The 18,378-nt window shown below is 70.1% G+C and carries 14 protein-coding genes; 10 read left to right on the top strand and 4 right to left on the bottom strand.

All coding sequences use genetic code 11. The annotated features are described in order from the left end of the window. Nucleotide 1 precedes the first annotated feature (1 nt). Complete coding sequence (gene sucD, locus HMPREF9058_RS09785; RefSeq protein ID WP_009747943.1) at nucleotides 2-943, top strand: succinate--CoA ligase subunit alpha; 942 nt, start codon at nucleotides 2-4, stop codon at nucleotides 941-943. Beyond that, the gene (locus HMPREF9058_RS09780; RefSeq protein ID WP_009407199.1) at nucleotides 940-2,217 is read left to right on the top strand and encodes a DUF6350 family protein; all 1,278 of its coding nucleotides are present in this window, start codon (nucleotides 940-942) and stop codon (nucleotides 2,215-2,217) included. Before sucD ends, HMPREF9058_RS09780 begins: the two co-directional genes overlap by 4 nt. Before the next feature lie 8 nt (nucleotides 2,218-2,225). Here HMPREF9058_RS09780 and HMPREF9058_RS09775 read toward each other — a convergent pair whose 3' ends face one another. After that, nucleotides 2,226-4,721, bottom strand: a complete 2,496-nt coding sequence (locus HMPREF9058_RS09775; RefSeq protein WP_009407123.1) for a hypothetical protein — start codon at nucleotides 4,719-4,721, stop codon at nucleotides 2,226-2,228. A 262-nt stretch (nucleotides 4,722-4,983) separates the two neighbouring features. On the opposite strand from HMPREF9058_RS09775, the gene purH reads away from it, so the two are divergent. The 3 genes from purH to HMPREF9058_RS09760 all read left to right on the top strand — a co-directional run bounded on the left by purH (nucleotide 4,984) and on the right by HMPREF9058_RS09760 (nucleotide 8,760). Beyond that, nucleotides 4,984-6,801 carry a bifunctional phosphoribosylaminoimidazolecarboxamide formyltransferase/IMP cyclohydrolase gene (gene purH / locus HMPREF9058_RS09770; protein WP_009747727.1) on the top strand — a complete coding sequence of 606 codons (1,818 nt, stop codon included), beginning with the start codon at nucleotides 4,984-4,986 and terminating at the stop codon, nucleotides 6,799-6,801. Between the two features lie 119 nt (nucleotides 6,802-6,920). Further along, a complete protein-coding gene (locus HMPREF9058_RS09765) occupies nucleotides 6,921-7,220 on the top strand; it encodes a DUF3017 domain-containing protein (protein ID WP_009747903.1) in 300 nt (99 codons plus the stop codon). A gap of 187 nt (nucleotides 7,221-7,407) precedes the next feature. Further along, nucleotides 7,408-8,760, top strand: coding sequence for a dicarboxylate/amino acid:cation symporter (locus HMPREF9058_RS09760; protein ID WP_009747828.1), 1,353 nt, complete (start codon nucleotides 7,408-7,410; stop codon nucleotides 8,758-8,760). 135 nt (nucleotides 8,761-8,895) lie between these two features. Here the strand turns inward: HMPREF9058_RS09760 and HMPREF9058_RS09755 are convergent, their stop codons facing one another. Then, nucleotides 8,896-10,749, bottom strand: a complete 1,854-nt coding sequence (locus HMPREF9058_RS09755; RefSeq protein ID WP_009747764.1) for an amino acid ABC transporter ATP-binding/permease protein — start codon at nucleotides 10,747-10,749, stop codon at nucleotides 8,896-8,898. Beyond that, nucleotides 10,746-12,557, bottom strand: a complete 1,812-nt coding sequence (locus tag HMPREF9058_RS09750) for an ABC transporter ATP-binding protein/permease (protein WP_009407374.1) — start codon at nucleotides 12,555-12,557, stop codon at nucleotides 10,746-10,748. The genes HMPREF9058_RS09755 and HMPREF9058_RS09750 overlap by 4 nt, the downstream gene beginning before the upstream one ends. A 254-nt stretch (nucleotides 12,558-12,811) precedes the next feature. Here HMPREF9058_RS09750 and HMPREF9058_RS09745 point away from each other — a divergent pair, with 254 nt between their 5' ends. The 5 genes from HMPREF9058_RS09745 to HMPREF9058_RS09725 all read left to right on the top strand — a co-directional run bounded on the left by HMPREF9058_RS09745 (nucleotide 12,812) and on the right by HMPREF9058_RS09725 (nucleotide 17,843). Beyond that, nucleotides 12,812-13,798 carry a malate dehydrogenase gene (locus HMPREF9058_RS09745; RefSeq protein ID WP_009407204.1) on the top strand — a complete coding sequence of 329 codons (987 nt, stop codon included), beginning with the start codon at nucleotides 12,812-12,814 and terminating at the stop codon, nucleotides 13,796-13,798. A 386-nt stretch (nucleotides 13,799-14,184) separates the two neighbouring features. Then, complete coding sequence (locus tag HMPREF9058_RS09740) at nucleotides 14,185-15,504, top strand: ABC transporter substrate-binding protein (protein ID WP_009407007.1); 1,320 nt, start codon at nucleotides 14,185-14,187, stop codon at nucleotides 15,502-15,504. A 143-nt stretch (nucleotides 15,505-15,647) separates the two neighbouring features. Continuing rightward, entirely contained in the window at nucleotides 15,648-16,577 is a 930-nt protein-coding gene (locus HMPREF9058_RS09735; RefSeq protein ID WP_009747956.1) for a carbohydrate ABC transporter permease, read from the top strand. Between the two features lie 6 nt (nucleotides 16,578-16,583). Continuing rightward, nucleotides 16,584-17,438 (top strand): carbohydrate ABC transporter permease, encoded by an 855-nt coding sequence (locus tag HMPREF9058_RS09730; RefSeq protein WP_009747887.1) that lies wholly within the window; start codon nucleotides 16,584-16,586, stop codon nucleotides 17,436-17,438. Nucleotides 17,439-17,552: 114 nt separating this feature from the next. Next, nucleotides 17,553-17,843 carry a hypothetical protein gene (locus HMPREF9058_RS09725; protein ID WP_003786752.1) on the top strand — a complete coding sequence of 97 codons (291 nt, stop codon included), beginning with the start codon at nucleotides 17,553-17,555 and terminating at the stop codon, nucleotides 17,841-17,843. A gap of 35 nt (nucleotides 17,844-17,878) precedes the next feature. Here the strand turns inward: HMPREF9058_RS09725 and HMPREF9058_RS09720 are convergent, their stop codons facing one another. After that, entirely contained in the window at nucleotides 17,879-18,370 is a 492-nt protein-coding gene (locus HMPREF9058_RS09720) for a hypothetical protein (RefSeq protein ID WP_009747786.1), read from the bottom strand. Nucleotides 18,371-18,378: the final 8 nt, after the last annotated feature.

Here is an 18,378-nt window from a genome sequence, read left to right as displayed (position 1 = left end):
CATGAGCATCTTCCTGACTGAGACCGACCGCGTCATCGTCCAGGGCATGACCGGTTCCGAGGGCCGCAAGCACACCACCCGCATGCTCTCGGCCGGCACGAAGGTCGTCGCCGGCGTCAACCCCCGCAAGGCCGGCACCACCGTCGCCTTCGACGTCGCCCCCATCGGCCCCGGCGCCGGTGAGGTCCAGGCCGGAACCGTTGAGGTCCCCGTCTACGGCACTGTCGCCGAGGCCAAGGAGGCCACCGGCGCCGAGGTGAGCGTCGTCTTCGTCCCGCCCGCCTTCGCCAAGGGTGCCGTCGTCGAGGCCGTCGACGCCGGAGTGCGCCTCCTCGTCGTCATCACCGAGGGCATCCCGGTGGCCGACGCCACCTGGATGCGCGCCTACGCGGCCGACCACGGCGTGCAGATCATCGGCCCCAACTGCCCCGGCATCATTTCCCCGGCCCGCTCCAACGTGGGCATCACCCCGCCCGATATCACCGGTCCCGGCCCCCTGGGACTGGTCTCCAAGTCCGGGACCCTCACCTACCAGCTCATGCACGAGCTGTCCGACCTGGGCTTCACCACCTGCATCGGCATCGGCGGGGACCCGGTGGTCGGCACCACCCACATTGACGCCCTGGCCGCCTTCGAGGCCGACCCCGACACCCGCCTGGTCGTCATGATCGGTGAGATCGGGGGCGACGCCGAGGAGCGTGCCGCCGCCTACATCCGCGAGCACATGACCAAGCCGGTCGTCGCCTACGTCGCCGGCTTCACCGCACCCGAGGGGCGCACGATGGGGCACGCCGGCGCCATCGTCTCCGGCTCCTCGGGCACCGCCGAGGCCAAGAAGATCGCCCTGGAGGCCGCCGGCGTCCGGGTGGGGCGCACCCCCAGCCAGACCGCTGAGATCGCCCGTGAGCTCTACCGTCAGCTGGCCGGAGAGGTGAGCGCTTGAGCCTGGCGCGGCAGCGAGCCACCAGCCTGGCGTCCTGGGCCCTGTGGTCCCTGCGCGTGGGGGTCGAGTCAGTCGGCCTGGTCTGGCTGGTGGTGGTGCTGGCGACGATCGCCGTGTCCAAGGCGGCCGCCAGCCTCAACGCCGCGGCCATTCTCAGCGCAGGCGACGCCCTGCACACCGGGACCGCCCTGTGGAGCCTCGGCTTCGGGGGCTCGACCGCGCTGACCTCCGAGGACGACGGCGTGCTCAGCCTGCCGCTGCTGGGACTCACCCTGGTGCAGGCGGGCTGGACCTGGTTCTGCGTGCGGCGCGCCCACCCCTCCCGGCCGGCGGCCGGGGCGGCCATCGTCGCCGCCGCGACCGTCGTGGCGGCCCTGGCCTGCCTCACCGGCCCCGCCGGGCTGGACACCTGGCCCGCCGTCGTCGGCATCGCCCTGCTCACCGGCGTCATCGTCGCCATCCAGCTCATGCGCGCCGGCCACCACTGGTCGCCCCTGACCCGCTGGTGGGACCGCCGACCCCATTGGCTGGGGCCGTCCCTGTCACTGGCCTACGGTGCCACGCGAGCCCTGAGCCTGCTGAGCCTGCTGGTGGTGGTCGCGGCCGTCGTCAACGGAGCCGGCCGGGTCTCGGTCCTGCACGACTCCCTGGCCGGGGACGGCTTCGTCGCGATGGCCGGCCTCATCCTGCTTCAGGCCGGCTGGGTGCCGACCCTGGTCATCTGGGCCTGCTCCTGGCTCATCGGCGCCGGCTTCTCCGTGGGCACGGGCACGGTCTTCGCCCCCGACCGGGTCGTGGCCGGCCCCGTCCCGCGCCTGCCGCTGCTGGGGCTGGTGCCGTCGACGCCGCTGAGCAGCGTGGGCCTGTGGCTGCCCCTGGTGGTGACGGCCGGCGCCATGGTGGCCGCCTGGCGCCGTCGGACGGTGCTCAACGCCCTGCGGGTGCGCTACGCCCTCAGCGCCGCCGGTCTGGCCGCCCTCCTCGTGGCCGTTGGCGTGGGCCTGCTGTGCCTGGCCGCCTCCGGATCCGTGGGCCCGGACCGGATGAGCAGCGTCGGCCCACTGGTCCTCTACACCGTCATCCTCGTCTTCGTCGAGGTCGGTGTCGGACTGGCGGCCATGGCCGTCCTGGCCCACCCCTACACGCGTACCTGGGCTCGCAACACCCTGCCCGAGTCGGTCCTGCCGGCGGCCTACCGGCGCCAGGACGCGCGCGAAGGTGCCGTTGACGAGGAGGACGATGCGGACGACGGCGAGGTGGACGGCGAGGCCTGACCCGCAGGTCAGCGCGCCGCGGTGCCCGCGCCGCTCAGGGCGCTGACGGCCGCGTCCACGCCCTCGACGAGCTCAGGCGTCACCGCCAGGAGCGCGGTCCCGGCCCGGTAGGTCATCCCGGGGATGGGGGTGTAGAGGACGTTCGCCTCCAGGAGGGCGCGTCCCTCCTTGATGTCCCGCCACAGCTCAGGATTCTCCCGGAAGAACCGCGCGACGCGCTCGTCGCGGGCCAGGTGCTCCAGGACGTTGTCGGCCGACTTGTGCGCCGCCCGCCCCGGCAGCCTGCGGGGAGGAATGTCGGTCTCGTCGTCGTCATCAATGGTGGGGGCCGCCCCCTGGTACTCGACGACGACCAGATGGTTCCCGGCAGGGGACAGCGCCAGGGCGTGGACGGGGCTGTCCACCGGCCGCTGGTCGATGGCCTCACCCCGGAAGTCGTCGGTGATCCGATAGCCCTCCAGGATGGCGAACTGCTCGCCGTTGCCGGTGTTGAGGCGGCGGGTCAGGTCCAGGATCTCGGCCTGCTGCTCCGACACTGAGGCGGCCAGGTCGCGCATCTGCCCGACCACTTGGGAGTCGGCCCCGGAGGCGGCCAGATCGGCGACGGTCTCATCGATCCGGCTGGGCTCCAGGGCATCGACGTCGGTCACGCCCAGGGACTCGGCGAGCTCGCGAAGGCGCGCGATGTCGGCCTCGACCGCCACCTGCCGCTTGGTGCGCGCCGTGAACAGCGCCTGACTCTCGGAGAAGCTCTCGGCGCCCCGGATTCGCCGGTTGACGGAGAGCTCGGCGGCCAGGTCGGTTCCGCCCCCGGCGGGACTGGCGCTCAGGGCCGAGCGCGGCATGTAGGTCATGGCGAAGTCCAGCAGTGCCAGGCACGCCTGCCCCGGCGTGAGAGTGAGCAGGTGACTGATGAGGCTGCTCGACGACGGCGCTGTGCTGATGCGGCGCCCCGGGGCCCCCAGCGTCAGGACGAGGGACAGGCTCATGGCCACCGCCGCCAGCGCACCGATCGCGTAGAGGAGCCCCTGGGTGCCACTCAACCCGCTCCACCACTGGGAGAACAGGCGTGGCAGGGCGGAGAGGAACAGGTCGTCCTCGGTCTCCTTGAGCTCGGGGGCGAGCTGCCAGACGGTGCGCACCTCGTACATGCAGCACAGGAGGAACAGCACGACGCTGACCACCAGGATCCCCAGGCGGAAGCCCTGGCGGGCATTGGGCTCGGCGCCCGGCGTCGTGGCCTCCATGGCGTCGGCCCGCACGCCGCGCACCTGCTCGGCTGTGGCCCGCCCCGCCCGCATGGCGTACAAACGCCCCTGGCGCAGGTCCCCGTAGGCGCCCCAGGTGACGGCCAGGTCACCCCAGGTGAAGTTCGCCAGCGCCACCACCGAGACGATGAGGGCGCGCACGAAGGGCGGCGCCTCGGTGAGATTGGGGTAGCGGGGAGCCGGCGCCCCGGCCACCGTCCAGCCGTGCACGCCCGCGTAGGCGCGGCGGTGGGCGTCCAGGAGCAGGCAGGCGGCCATGAGAATGACGGACAGGGGGATGGCGCTCAGGCCTCCGCCGTTGACCCTCCACAGGAACATGAGCAGCGCCGGGAACCCGCCGCCGGAGTCGCTCTGGCCGAGCTGCTGGGCGATCCTGGCGATGTAGGTGGCGTGGTCGCTGACCGACTGCAGGATGACCACCGCCGGCAGGATCCAGGCCACGATCCGCAGCCACACGAGGTTCTTGGCCCCTTCGAAGGCCGGGGAGTCCTTGAGGCGCCACAGCGTGATCGCCAATGCCACCGCCATCGTGATGTTGGCGGTGCTCACCTGGTTGCTGACGGCCAGGACGTTGCTGTTCTCCTGGGTCATCGACCCCGAGGTCCACGGGTTGAAGGAGAAGGGAAGGCGCCCGTTGCCCAGGACCGAGGAGAGCAGGCTGCTCTCCTCAAGGGCCCGTATGCCGTCGTTGAGGGCCGTCAGGCCCGCTCCGGCCGCGAAACCCAGCAGGGCCCAGTCGGAGGCCGCCAGGCGGCGCATCCGCCCCGGCGCCAGGAAGACCACGAGCACCAGGGGTACCAGCGGGCTGAGAACCTCCAGGGCAATGGTCAGGGCGATACTCATCCCGTTGCCCATGACGGACAGGCCTGCGCGGGTACGCACCGAGCTCATGATGGCGGCCACGACGAGCGACCAGGCGGCGCCGACACCGTACATGAGCAGAACCGAGCGCCAGCTGATGGTGCGTGTGCGCGCCAGGAGGGCCACCACCATGAGGCACACGGCCATGAAGGCCGCCGGCACGGCGGCGTAGGCCAGCCTCGGCACCATCACCAGGGCGGCGATGAGCAACGGGATCATGAGGGCGTAGGCTCCGCGCACCACCAGGTTCAGGGCACTGGACAATCCCGGATGGCGGCTCCACCAGCGCCGGTAGGCGGAGGCGGCCTCCTGCCACTGCTCCGGGGGAGTCCTCCGATATACCGGTGTTGCTGCGATGTTGATGGGCGCAGTCATGCTGTGGACTGTATGCGGTCCCTCAAGCCGCCCGCAAGGAAACAGGCCGTTCGGTCGGGTGATTCGCCGGGAGCGACATGGAAAACGTCAGGTCAGGCAGGCGAGGTGGCCCTATCCGATGCCGTCGTGGCCGCCACCCGATAGGATGAGGCCGGCTGCGACTGGCGAGGGTGGGGCACCACCGGGGAGTGGCCGAGGCCGTCCATGAAGGGGACGTCGCCCGCCTGGGCGTCCTGCTTCCTCACGCCACACCAGGAGCGCCATGTCCTCGTCCACATCCCTGTCGTCCCAGTCCTCGCAGCCCACGAACCAGGCGGTCCCTACCGCTCACGTCCCCACCGAGGGCCTCGTCAGCCCCGACCGCGTCCCCGTGCGCCGCGCCCTCATCTCCGTCTATGACAAGACCGGCCTCCTCCCGCTCGCCCACGCCCTGGCCGACGCCGGTGTCGAGATCGTCTCCACCGGCTCCACCGCCGCCACCATCGCCGCCGCGGGCCTGGCCGTCACCCCGGTGGAGGAGGTCACCGGCTTCCCCGAGTGCCTCGAGGGGCGGGTCAAGACCCTCCACCCGGCCGTCCATGCCGGCATCCTCGCCGACCGCCGCAAGCCCGACCACCTCGACCAGCTGGCCACCCTGGGGGTGACCCCCATCGACCTGGTCGTCGTCAACCTCTACCCCTTCACCGACACCGTCGCCTCCGGTGCCCCCTTCGACGCCTGCGTCGAGCAGATTGACATCGGCGGCCCCACCATGGTGCGCGCCGCCGCCAAGAACCACCCCGCCGTCGCCGTGGTCACCAGCCCAGGCCGCTACGAGGACGTCGCGGCCGCCGTGCGAGAAGGCGGCTTCACCCTGGCCGGCCGCCGCCGCCTGGCCGCCGAGGCCTTCGCCCACACCGCCGCCTACGACGCGGCCGTGTCGACCTGGATGGCCGCCCAGATCGAGGCCGATGACGTCGCCCACGCCACGGACTCGGCCGATGCGGCCGAGGTCGAAGCCAGCGGGCCGGCCACGCCGCCGGCCTACGTCGGCGTCGGCTACGAGCGCCTGGCGAGCCTGCGCTACGGGGAGAACCCCCACCAGCGGGCCGCCGTCTACCGCACTGCCGGGGCGAGCGGGGGAGTGGCCGGCGCCCGCCAGCTCCACGGCAAGGCCATGAGCTACAACAACTACACCGACACCGACGCCGCCGTGCGCGCCGCCTACGACCACGGCCAGGCCGTCACGGTCGCCGTCGTCAAGCACGCCAACCCCTGCGGCATCGCGGTCTCGGCCGCCGGCGACGTCGCCGAGGCCCACCGCAAGGCCCACGCCTGCGACCCGGTCTCGGCCTACGGCGGTGTCATCGCCACCAACACGGTCGTCACCGCTGAGATGGCCCGTCAGATCAAGCCGATCTTCACTGAGGTCGTCGCCGCCCCCGCCTTCGACGATGAGGCCGTGGAGATTCTGTCCATCAAGAAGAACCTGCGCCTGCTCCTCGTCGAGACCCCCCAGCGCGAGGGCTACGAGATCAAGCAGGTCTCGGGAGGTGCCGTCATCCAGGAGCGTGACGTCCTGGACGCCGCCGGCGACGACCCCTCGACCTGGACCCTGGCCGCGGGGCCGGCCGCCGACGACGCGCTCCTGGCCGATCTGGTCTTCGCCTGGCGCTCGGTGCGTGCCGTGCGCTCCAACGCGGTCCTCCTGGCTCATGACGGTGCCACCGTCGGTGTGGGCATGGGGCAGGTCAACCGCGTCGACTCCTGCAAGCTGGCCGTCGAGCGGGCCAACACCCTGGGGGCCCGCTCCACCGGCGACGCCGCACTCGACGGCTCCCAGCAGGAGAAGGGGGCTGTGGGTGGGGCCGACGCCGCCGATGTCCTGGCAGGAGCGGTCGCACCACAGCGCGCCCGCGGGGCCGTGGCCGCCTCCGACGCCTTCTTCCCCTTCGCCGACGGCCTCCAGGTCCTCATCGACGCCGGGGTCCGCGCCGTCGTCCAGCCGGGCGGCTCCATCCGTGACCAGGAGGTCATCGACGCCGCCCAGGCCGCCGGCGTCACCATGTACCTCACCGGCACCCGCCACTTCTCCCACTGATCTCCCACTGGGTCGCCTGCGCCGCCTGGTGCCCGGCTCCTCGCGCCGGGCACCAGGCGGGCGTACCTGTCGGAGAAAGGTCATGGACCCGCACCCCACGCGCCGATAGGCTCCTGCCCGTGACTCATGACCCGCATCCCCAGCAGGCCGAGCACAAGGAGCCCTACCGCACCATCTGTGTTGTCCTCGTTGCCCTCGGCCTGGCGGCTGTCCCAGCCATCGCCTTGCTGGGGCACCGCCGCATCGCCGTCCTGTGGGCGGCCGCCGGGATCCTCATGCTGGCCATCGTCCGGATCCAGCGCCCCGACGGCACCTGGCTGGCGGCGCGCAGCCGCCTGTTCGACGTCGTCCTCGGCATCGGCCTGGCCGCCGTCCTGATGCTCCTGTCACCGTACGTCAACCTGCCCCGCATCCTGTGAGCAGGCAGTAAGCAGTAAGCCCTACGTGGCCTGAGTTCTCACGGCGGCGCCGCGCGCATTCCGCTGTGATCTGCGCCCTGGGAGCGCTCATTCTTCGGTCCGGTGCGGCGCCGTGACCAAGCGGTGTGGCACGCTGGCCCCAGTCAAGACGTCTTGTCATCTCGTTTCACACTCTGAAGGTCCCTCTATGCCAAGCAATCCCTCAGCCTCGTCATCGCTGGCCCATCGTCTCAGCCACAGCATCCTGACCTGGGTCATTGGCGCGATCCTGCTGGCCCTGCTCCTGGGCTCGGTTCGCTTCGGGGGCCACCCGCTCATTCCCAAGCCCGTCGGCAACGTCTTCGCGACCTTCTCCGACCTGTTCAGCCAGTTCCTCAGCTTCTCCATCCCGCTCATCATCATCGGCCTGGTGACCCCCGCCATCGCCGATCTGGGACGTGGGGCCGGCAAGTGGCTCGGGATCACCACGGCCCTGGCCTACGCCTCGACCCTCTTCGCAGGCTTCCTCACCTTCCTGGTGTGCTACGCCACCTTCCCCCGCCTGCTCGCCGGAACCTCTCTGGCCGACGTGTCCAAGCCGGAGGGGGCTCTGAGCAGCTACTTCACGGTGGAGATGCCGCCGGCCGTCGAGGTCATGACCGCCCTGCTGCTGTCCTTCGTCCTGGGCATCGGCCTGTCCATGGTGCCCCGAGGCGTGCTGCGCAAGGGCTTCATCGAGTTCCGAGCCATCATCACCCGCCTCATCGAGCGGCTCATCATTCCGCTGCTGCCCCTGCACATCTTCGGCATCTTCCTCAACCTCACCTACACCGGGGCGGCCGGGGCGGTGATGAAGGCGCTCCTGCGCGTCGTCGTCGTGGTCCTCATCCTCGAGGTCGTCATCCTGGGCATCCAGTTCCTCACCGCGGGACTCATCGGCCGTCGCAACCCGCTCAAGGCACTGTTCACCATGCTCCCGGCCTACCTGACGGCTCTGGGCACCTCCTCGTCGGCGGCCACGATCCCGGTCACCCTGCGTCAGACGAAGAAGAACGGTGTCTCCGACGCGGTGGCCTCCTTCACCATCCCCCTGTGCGCCACGATCCACCTGGCAGGCTCGACCTCGAAGATCTTCTCCTTCGCCTTCGCGATCGTCCTCACCCAGGACCTGCACGTGAGCACCACCCAGTGGATCGGCTTCATCTTCATGCTCGGCATCACGATGGTGGCCGCGCCGGGTGTCCCCGGGGGCGCCATCATGGCGGCCACCGGTCTGCTGTCCTCCATGCTCGGCTTCAACGACCAGCAGGTGGCCCTCATGATCGCCACCTACATCGCCCTGGACTCCTTCGGTACCGCCACGAACGTCACCGGTGACGGCGCCATTGCCATCATCGTGGACCGTATGGCCGGCGGCTCCGTCAACGACGAGGGCGACCCGGAGAACGTCCGTGAGCTCTCCTTCGACGGCATGGCCTACCTCCACGCGGTCAGCGTCGAGGGTGTCGTCAGCCCCGAGGAGCTCGAGGCCTCGGCCGCGGCCACCCGCTCGGGCGAGTAGAACCGAGGCAGTGCACAACTGATCGGGCGCCGGGAGTCAAGTCAATCGACTCCCGGCGCCCGATCAGTATCTCGGCCTGAGACCTGACTGAAGCAGCCGGAATCCGCCCGGTGTCCGGTCCGGTTGGCCGCGCTCTCAGCGGCCTCGGCCGATCAGTGTGCGCAGCGGTCCGGGCTCGTCCAGGAGCTTGGCCGGCGGCCCCGTCTGCACGATCGTCCCCGCATCCATGACGACGACGTGGTCGGCCTGCTCGGACCACTGCAAGCGGTGAGTGATCTCAATGATCGTCGCCTGCGGAAGATAGGTGCGAACCCCGATGCGCACCCGCTCATCCAGGTCAGGATCCAGGTGGGAGGTGAACTCATCGAGGATGAGCACCCCGGGACGGGCCAGGAGCGCGCGGGCCAGTGCCAGGCGCTGGCGCTGGCCCCCGGACAGGGACTGGCCTCGCTCACCCACGAGGGTGTCGTAACCGTCCTCGAGGGCCTCGATGTCCTCGTCGATGCAGGCCGCTCGGCACGCCCGGCGCACCTGGGCGTCCGTGGCCGAGGGCGCCGCCAGGCGCACGTTGTCCGCAATGGTGGCCCGCATGAGGTGAACCCGCTGATCCACCAGGCCGATCTCCTGGTAGAGGCTGACGGCACGCAGATCGCTCACGTCCTGGCCGTCGATGAGGATGCGGCCCGAGTCCGGCTCATCGAAGCGCACCGCCAGCTGGGCCAGTGTGGACTTGCCCGATCCGGAGGCCCCCACGATGCAGGTCCATCGTCCGGCCCTGGCCCTGATGCTGACGCCGCGGACGGCCTGAGCGGCGGTGTTGGGGTAGGAGTAGGTGACGTCCTGCCACAGGACCTCGTGGGAGATGCCGGGGGTCAGCTCCTCATCGCCGTCGCGCACCTCCACTGGGGCGTTGACGACCTCCCACACTCTCTCAGCCGAGGCGAAGGAGGCATTGAGCGCGCTTGAGAGCTCCTCGACCCCGCGGATGGTCTCAGACAGCCGCAGCACCGCAGCAGCCGCGGCCGCCAGGAGGGGGACGTCCGTGCCCGAGCCGGTTGCCGGCAGTGTCGCACCCGCGGCAACGACGGCGATCGGCGCGCTCAGACCCGCCAGCTGGTTGAGGCCTCGCCTCACGGCGGCCCACTGCCCGGTTGGCCGTGCGGCACCGGCGATCTCGGCGTCGATCCTGGCCATCTCATCGAGACGCTCCTGGCTGCGCCCGTACCCGACGACTTCGCTCATGCCCTGAACGGTGTCGGTCACGTGCTGGGTGAGTTCCGCCCGCGCCGCCGAGACCGAGCGGGAGGCATCCACTGAGGCGGCGAACCCCAGGCGGGGCACGATGAGCAGCTGGAGCACCACGAAGGGGAGCGCCGCCAGGGCCACCAGCCAGGACACCTTCAGGCCGATGAGCGTGAGCACCGTGATCGGTACGACGACGGCGCAGACTGCTGGAGCGAAGGTGTGGGCGAAGAAGACCTCGATCCGGTCCACGTCCTTGGTGGCCCGCGACAGCAGGTCGCCCGAGCGTGACGTCGCACTGACCCTGGGGGAGCGGGGAATGAGGGAGCGGAAGATCTGGCCGCGCAGCAGCTCGAGGGCCTTGAAGGCCACCAGGTGGCCGAGGAACTGCTCGACGTAGCGCAGGGCCGCCTTGAGCAGAGACAGCCCCGCCATGACGGCCAGCACCGGCCAGATGGCGGGCGCCGGTGCGTCCGTCGTCATCGCCAGACCTGCCCGGGCCACGGCGTAGGCGCCCAAGGAGAACAGGGCCACGCCGCACAGCATGTCAGTGATACGGCACAGGGTGGAGCCCAGCAGCGGTGAGAGGACCGGGCGGGTGACCTGAAGCAGCCAGCGCGCCAGCATCGCGCGGGAGACAGGCGCCTGCGTGGAGGAATCGGCCCGGCCGGTCCCGCTGCGCTGCCCCGAGCCGGCGGCCCTCGAGCGGGGCGCTAAGGACCGTCTCGACTGGATCGATCGGATCATGCCTGCTCCTCCTGGTGATGCCCGTCGGTGGCCTCGGAGGAGGACCCGTCGGCCTCGGTGGATTCCTGAGTGGGCGCCGCGCTGGCGGATCTGGGCGTCCCGGCTCCACCCACCTCGCGGACCGTCCCGTCCTCAACTCTCACCGTCCGGTCAGCCGCCGTCAGCGCCCCGACGCGGTGGGAGATGGTGACGACGGTGCGGCCCTGGGCCAGCTGCTCGAGGGATTCCACGATGGCGGCCTCGCTGGCCAGGTCCACCTGGCTGGTGGGCTCATCCAGGAGCAGCACGGGGCGGTCGGCCAGGAAGGCGCGCGCCAGGGACAGGCGCTGGGCCTGACCGCCCGACAGCCCCAGGCCGGCCTCGCCGACCTGCGTCTCCAGCCCCTCGGGCATGAGCGCCACCTCCTTGTCCAGGCGGGCCACCTCCAGGGCCTGCCACATCTGCGACGGCGTCGCGTAGGGCTGGGCCAGGCGTAGGTTGTCGGCGATCGTCCCGGTGAACAGCCAGGTCGTCTGTGCCACCAGCGCGGAGGCCGAGCGCACCTCGTCCTGCGTGGCGGCGCTCAGCTCGGTGCCCTCGACGCGGACGGATCCGCCCCTGGGCAGCAGGTTGCCGGCAAGCACTGCCATGAGCGTCGACTTGCCCGCCCCCGAGGGGCCGACCACCGCCAGGCTCTCGCCGCGGCGCACGCTCAGATTGACGCCCTCCAACACCGGGTCGGCGTCCCAGGCGGCCTCGACGTCGTCGAGCACGATGGAGGACTGAGCGGCCGTCGGCGAGGAGGCCGCGGCCCCGGGACGAGCGGTCGAGCGGGGCAGGGGCCGCGACAGGATCCTGCGGATGGCGCGCTGGTTGGCCATTCCGGCCATGCCCACGTAGAAGAAGGCGCCCACGTGGTCCAGCGGCTCGAGGAGCACGTAGGAGGTCAGGACGATCGCCAAGGCGTCACTGACGTCGATGGCGCCGGTGGACAGGCGCACCAAGGCCAGACCTGCGGCTACGGTGATGAGGAAGAGCGAGAACAGGCCGTCGGTGAGCAGGATGACGAGCTGGTTGCCCGCCAGCAGCCCCATGACGGCGCGTCGGTTCGACTCCCCCTCCAGGCGCAGGCGCGCACTGGTGCGCTCCGCGGCCCGGGCCAGGGTGAGGGTGCGCAGTCCCTGGATCGCGTCGAGGTACTCGGCGGCCAGACGCATCCGCGCCCGTCGGGAGTTTGAGGACGAGGCCCGCAGCCGCGAGTGGCACCAGGCGATGAAGACCGGAACCACGATGACGGCCGCCGCCAGAACCAGGGCGGGAACGACGTCGACGAAGGCGGCCAGCTCGATGAGCACCAGCAGGGGAGCCGCAGCGGCCGCCAGTGTGGGGGCCAGGAAGGTCTGCCGGTAGAGGGCCACCCGCTCTGCGCCGTCGGTCAGCAGGGAGGCGGTCGCACCGCTGCGGACGTCGGCGGCGCGTGCCGGGCCCAGCCCCAGCAGGTGAGCCAGGGTGAGGCGGCGCAGATGCGCCTCCTCGGTGAGCGCACTGAAACGGGCGACCCGCTGGGCCACCAGCTGGCAGGTGGCGCTCACGGCGGCCGCGGCCAGGGCCTGGGCGAGCAGGCCCGCCGCAGGCGAGGAGCTCAGCAGGGCGCCCAGGGCGCGTCCGGTGCAGATGAGGCACCACCCGGCTCCCAGGGCGCCCAGGAGCGTCAGACCGAAGGAGAGGGCGCCTGCGCGACGCCCGGCCGGTGAGGAGACCGTGGGGCGGGGCGGGGAGCCGCGGCGCAGTGGCGCGAGGATGGGCGCGGGGGATCGGCGTGAGCTCATCACGGTCCTGGAAACGAGAAATGGGCTGGGGGAGGCCTCCAGCGTATCGACCAGGACGGGAGGTTGTCAGGGGCGGTGAGTATCTCGCTGGAATCGCGGGCTACCAGGAGGAATCCCACCTCCATGGCTACGGGAAGTGGTGAGAGTCACGAAATACGGTGGATCGGTGTGTTCACCTGCACGAACGTCATAGCGTTGTCCTGCCGGGCTGCCGCCTGCGGCCCGCGACGACACACGTCTCGAAGGAGTCCTTGATGGCTAACGCTCCCGTCAACATCACCATCACCGGTGCTGCCGGCAACATCGGCTACGCCCTGCTGTTCCGCATCGCCTCCGGCGCCCTGCTCGGCCCGGACCAGCGCGTCAACCTCCGTCTGCTGGAGATCCCGCCGGCTGTCAAGGCCGCTGAGGGTACCGCGATGGAGCTGTTCGACTCCGCCTTCCCGACCCTGGGCAGCGTCGACATCTTCGACGACGCCAAGGCCGCCTTCGAGGGCGCCAACATCGCCTTCCTCGTCGGCTCCATGCCCCGCAAGGCCGGTATGGAGCGCGCCGACCTGCTCTCAGCCAACGGCGGTATCTTCGGTCCCCAGGGCGAGGCCCTCAACGCCGGTGCCGCCGAGGACATCAAGGTGCTCGTCGTGGGCAACCCCGCCAACACCAACGCCCTCATCGCGGCCTCGCACGCCCCCGACATCCCCTCCTCGCGCTTCACGGCCATGACCCGTCTGGACCACAACCGCGCCCTGGCCCAGCTGGCGACCAAGGCCGGCTGCCACGTCACCGACATCGACAAGGTCACCGTCTGGGGCAACCACTCCTCCACCCAGTACCCCGACCTGACCCAGGCCACCGTCAAGGGTTCGCCCATCACCGACATCCTGGCCGACCGGGCCTGGGTCGAGAACGACTTCATCCCGACCGTCGCCAAGCGCGGCGCCGCCATCATCGACGCGCGTGGCGCCTCCTCGGCGGCCTCGGCGGCCTCTGCGGCCATCGACCACGTGCACGACTGGGTGCTGGGCACCTCCGGGTCCTGGACCTCCTCCTCGGTCATGTCCGATGGCTCCTACGGTGTGCCCGAGGGCATCATCTCCTCCTTCCCCTGCACCTCGGAGAACGGGGAGTGGAAGATCGTCCAGGGTCTCGAGATCGACGACTTCTCCCGCGCCAAGATCGATGCCTCGGCGGCCGAGCTCGTTGAGGAGAAGAACACCGTGGCCTCCATGGGGCTCATCTGAGTCCTTCGGGCCCTCCGGCTCGGCGCCCGGGCTCGGCCTGAGAGCCCGCCCGGGGCCGACCCGCTCCTGGTACGGACCACCTTGGGGTGCGGGGGACCGTAAGGCCCTGCCGCTCTCCCATCCGGGTCCTCGCCGCTCATCCGAGCGGCGAGGACCCTTTTTCACACATCGGAGCAGATCGGACGGCGGACGAATCATTGCCGCTGCTGGTATGGACCGGTCATTCACGACCGGTACAATGATTGTTCGCGCAATGTATGTTTGAGTTTCGCTCAGTTTAGGTCTACTCTCCTGGGGAGTTCAGATGACTAGACAACATCTGGCCTCGCCGCCCGCGGCAACGGTGCCGTGGTCATGAGACACCGTCGTTTCTAAGGAGCAGTCCCATGCGTCCCACCCACTACCTCTCCCGCCGCGCCGTGCTGGCGGGGCTGGGAACCACTGCAGTCGCCGCCACCCTGGCCGCCTGCGCCACCTCCGGCAGCTCCGGCTCGAAGTCCGGTGGAGCCGCAGGTGAAGGGGATGCCAGCCAGGTCGACGTCGTCACCTGGTGGTCGGCCGGCTCGGAGAAGCTCGGTCTGGACGCCCTGGTCAAGGTCTTCAACCAGCAGTTCCCCAAGACGAAGTTCGAGAACAAGGCCGTCTCCGGCGGCGCCGGCAGCCAGGCCAAGCAGAAACTCGCCGCCGACCTGGCCGCCAAGAACCCGCCGGACACCTACCAGGCCCACGCCGGCGCCGAGATCAAGGACCACATCGAGGCCGGTTACCTGCTGGACGTGTCCAACCTCTACGAGGAGTTCAAGCTCAACGAGGCCTTCCCGGCCACCCTCATGGACCGCCTCAAGGACTCCGACGGCAAGATCTACTCCGTGCCCTCCAACATCCACCGGGCCAACGTCGTGTGGGCCTCGGTGCCCGCGCTCAAGGCCGCCGGGCTCGACCCGACCAAGCCCGCCACCACCATCGACGCCTGGATCGCCGACATGGAGAAGGTCAAGGCCGCCGGCCTGACCCCCATCACCATGGGCATGGCCTGGACCCAGCTCGAGCTGCTCGAGACCATCCTCATCGCCGACCTGGGCGTGGACGCCTACAACGGGCTCTTCGCAGGCAAGACCGACTGGGGCGGCGCCGAGGTCACCAAGGCGCTGGGGCACTACAAGACCATCGTGGGCTTCACCGACTCCTCCCTCTACACCGAGGACTGGGAGCCCGCCATGAAGCCCATCATGGACGGCAAGGCCGCCTTCAATGTCATGGGTGACTGGGCCGTGGCCGGCTTCGACGCCGCCGGCAAGAAGGCCGGCCAGGACTACGTCTACTTCCCGGTCCCGGGCACCGACGGCGTCTTCGACTTCCTGGCCGATTCCTTCACCCTGCCCGACGGCGCCAAGCACCCCGGCGGGGCCAAGAACTGGCTCAACACCATCTCCTCCAAGGACGGCCAGATCGCCTTCAACACGGTCAAGGGCTCCATCCCGGCCCGCACCGACCTCACTGACGAGGAGAAGGGCAAGTTCTCCGAGTACCAGCGCTCGGCGATGGAGTCCTTCGCCAAGGACAAGATCGTCTCCTCCATCGCTCACGGCGCGGCCCTTCCGTCGAAGGCCACCAACGCGATGAACGACGCCCTGACCAAGTTCGCCCAGGGCGCCTCCGACGTCGCCGCCCTGCAGGCCGACCTCAAGGCCGCTGCCGCCTCCTGACCGGCTCCCCGGGGACGGGGGCGGGCCGTGCGCCCGCTCCGGTCCGCCCTCGTCCCCGGGACGACCCCTCGCCGATCATTCGGCCGGAGCTCATCACCACGACAGGCGGATTCCTTCCGCCACCTACGCATCAGGAGAACCTTGTGAGCACCAAGAGCGCCCCCGCGCGGCGCCGTCGGGCGAACTGGAGGCAGTGGGGCCCGGGCCTCCTGCTCATCTCGCCCTCGATCATCCTCGTCGGCGTCTTCGTCTACGGGATGATCGGCATCAACATCAACACCTCCCTGCTGGACATGCACACCGCCGGCCAGGTCTCCGGCCGCAGGGGGACCACCGTCGTCGGGCTGAGCAACTTCACGGCCCTGTTCGGCAACCCGGACTTCCGCCACTCCTTCATCAACCTCATCCTGTTCACCGTCACCTTCCTGGCCGGCACCCTCGTGGTCGGCTTCCTGTGGGCCTGGCTCCTGGACCGCCCCATCAAGGGGGAGGGGATCTTCCGCTCCATCTTCCTGTTCCCCATGGCCGTGTCCTTCGTGGCCTCGGGCGTGGTGTGGCGGTGGCTGCTGAACTCCGCGCAGGGCGAGAGCGCCTCCGGGCTCAACCGCCTGTTCGAGATGACCGGCCTGAGGTTCCTGGAGAACTCATGGACCCAGAACACCACCTGGGGCATCCTGGCCATCGCGCTGCCGGCCGTGTGGCAGCTGGCCGGATACGTCATGGCGCTCTTCCTGGCCGGCTTCCGCGGCATTCCCGACGACCTGCGCGAGGCCGCCCGGGTCGACGGCGCCAGCGAGTGGCAGCTCTACAAGTCGATCATCTTCCCCCAGCTGACCCCGATCGCTCTGAGCGCCGTCATCATCATCGGGCACATGTCCCTGAAGTCCTTCGACCTCATCATGTCGATCACGGACCAGCGCACCTACTCCACCAAGGTCCCGGCCATCGACATGTTCAACTTCATGACCGACAACGACTACTCCAACGCCGCCGCCGTCGGCACGATCCTGCTGGTCCTGGTCGCCGTCGCCGTCATCCCCTACCTCATCCACGACGCCAAGGGCAGGAGGTGAGCGGCGATGACACAGGCACTCACGATGCGCAGCCCGCGCCGCCCCGGCTGGGGCCAGACCATCCGCTTCATCCTGCTGCTGGCCTCGGTGGTCCTCGTCCTCATTCCGGTCTACGTCCTGCTGGTCACCTCCTTCAAGGGATCCGCCGACGCGGACCCCTCGCGCACCTGGTACCTGCCCGAGGTCTGGGTCACCAAGAACTGGTCCAATGCCTGGAACCAGCTCAGTGGCGGGCTGCTGCGCTCCCTGGCGCTGGTCATCCCCTCCTCGATCATCTCCGCGATGCTGGGCAGCGCGAACGGCTTCGTCCTGTCCAAGTGGCGCTTCCCCGGGGCCAACGTGGTCTTCACCCTCATCCTGTTCGGCATGTTCATCCCCTACCAGGCGGTCATGATCCCGCTCATGCGCCTGGTGACCAGTGCCGACCTGGGCTTCGGGATCCACACGCTGATCCTCATGCACGTCGTCTACGGCATCCCGATCACGACGCTCATCTTCCGCAACTACTACGAGACGATTCCCAACGAGCTCATTGAGGCCGCCCGGGTCGACGGGGCCGGCATGCTGCGCACCTACGTCTCGGTGGTCCTGCCGATCTCGGTGCCCAGCTTCGTCGTCGTCCTCATCTGGCAGTTCACCTCCGCCTGGAACGACTTCCTGTTCGCCCTGTTCTTCGGCGGCGGGGCGCAGTCCGGGCCGGTGACGCTGGCGCTGAACAACCTGGCCCACGGCTCGATCCTGGCCGACTACGGGGCCTCCATGTCCGGTGCTCTCATCGCCTCGGTGCCGACCCTGGCGGTCTATATCCTGCTGGGCAAGTACTTCGTCGGCGGCCTCATGGCCGGCTCCGTCAAGGGCTGAGACCGGCCCGGGCCGCTCGTCCGCGTCCTACGCCTCGTTTGCTCTCGGCCTGCTCTCACATCCGGCTGCCGCCCTCGGCTTGGGGACGGCAGCCGGATGTGATGTGATCGGGGCATGGCACGTCGCAGATCCAAGCGCCCCTACGGGCAGGGGCACATCCCCTTGAGCATGGACCGTCTCGCCTCCGTGCCGCGCACCCAGACCGGCCCCGGTGGCGCCGACTTCACCGTGCGACACCTGCGCGGCGGGGACAAGCCCTACACCTGTCCCGGTTGCCACCGCGTCATTCCGGCCGGCACCGCGCACGTGGTGGCCTGGAGCAACGAGTCCCTCTTCGGGGCGGACCGGGGCCTTGAGGAGCGACGTCACTGGCACACCTCATGCTGGGAGCGCCGCCTCTGGTAGAACCCGACGCCGACGCGAGGCAGCGGGGCTGAGAGTCACACGAGCGGCTCGGGGGAGCGCTCCTCCCAGCCCGGCAGCAGGCGGTCCAGCGCGAAGCGCAGCGGCACGATATCGCCGTCGCGTCCGCCCTCACCGATGGTCATCGGCACCGGCTGGCTCTCGGGCCTGACCCCGCGCAGGCGCTGCGCCAGGCTCAGCGGCATCGACAGGACGTAGTAGCGCCCCTGCGTGTCGATGCCGACCGTCTCGTCGGCCCTCAGGTACCAGCCACGCAGCGGGGTGCGGGCGCTGCCGCCCGCGTAGCCACGCACCCGCAGAGGAACGTCCTGGAGGCCCTCTTCGCGGGCGACCTCGAGGAAGAGCCCCACGATGCGGGCGGCCCGAGCGTGCTCGGCCTCCTGGCGCTCCTGAAGCATGCGGGCCCGCTGTGTGGCCGCACGACGACGCGACGCCGCCCAGTCGCGGTCACCAGAACCACGGGTGCTGGTTGACTCGGTCTCGAACCGGGCGGCGTCGTCGGCAGTCACGTCGGTGT

The sequence above is a fragment of the Actinomyces sp. oral taxon 175 str. F0384 genome (genome assembly GCF_000223355.1).
In the GTDB taxonomy this organism is placed as follows: Bacteria; Actinomycetota; Actinomycetes; order Actinomycetales; family Actinomycetaceae; genus Actinomyces; species Actinomyces oris.
This window is presented reverse-complemented; position numbering and strand designations above follow the sequence as displayed.

Coding starts and splice junctions, on each gene's coding strand:
- sucD (WP_009747943.1), top strand. CDS start 2: ATGAGCATCTTCCTGACTGAGACCGACCGCGTCATCGTCCAGGGCATG.
- HMPREF9058_RS09775 (WP_009407123.1), bottom strand. CDS start 4,721: ATGACTGCGCCCATCAACATCGCAGCAACACCGGTATATCGGAGGACT.
- purH (WP_009747727.1), top strand. CDS start 4,984: ATGTCCTCGTCCACATCCCTGTCGTCCCAGTCCTCGCAGCCCACGAAC.
- HMPREF9058_RS09760 (WP_009747828.1), top strand. CDS start 7,408: ATGCCAAGCAATCCCTCAGCCTCGTCATCGCTGGCCCATCGTCTCAGC.
- HMPREF9058_RS09755 (WP_009747764.1), bottom strand. CDS start 10,749: ATGATCCGATCGATCCAGTCGAGACGGTCCTTAGCGCCCCGCTCGAGG.
- HMPREF9058_RS09750 (WP_009407374.1), bottom strand. CDS start 12,557: ATGAGCTCACGCCGATCCCCCGCGCCCATCCTCGCGCCACTGCGCCGC.
- HMPREF9058_RS09745 (WP_009407204.1), top strand. CDS start 12,812: ATGGCTAACGCTCCCGTCAACATCACCATCACCGGTGCTGCCGGCAAC.
- HMPREF9058_RS09740 (WP_009407007.1), top strand. CDS start 14,185: ATGCGTCCCACCCACTACCTCTCCCGCCGCGCCGTGCTGGCGGGGCTG.
- HMPREF9058_RS09730 (WP_009747887.1), top strand. CDS start 16,584: ATGACACAGGCACTCACGATGCGCAGCCCGCGCCGCCCCGGCTGGGGC.
- HMPREF9058_RS09725 (WP_003786752.1), top strand. CDS start 17,553: ATGGCACGTCGCAGATCCAAGCGCCCCTACGGGCAGGGGCACATCCCC.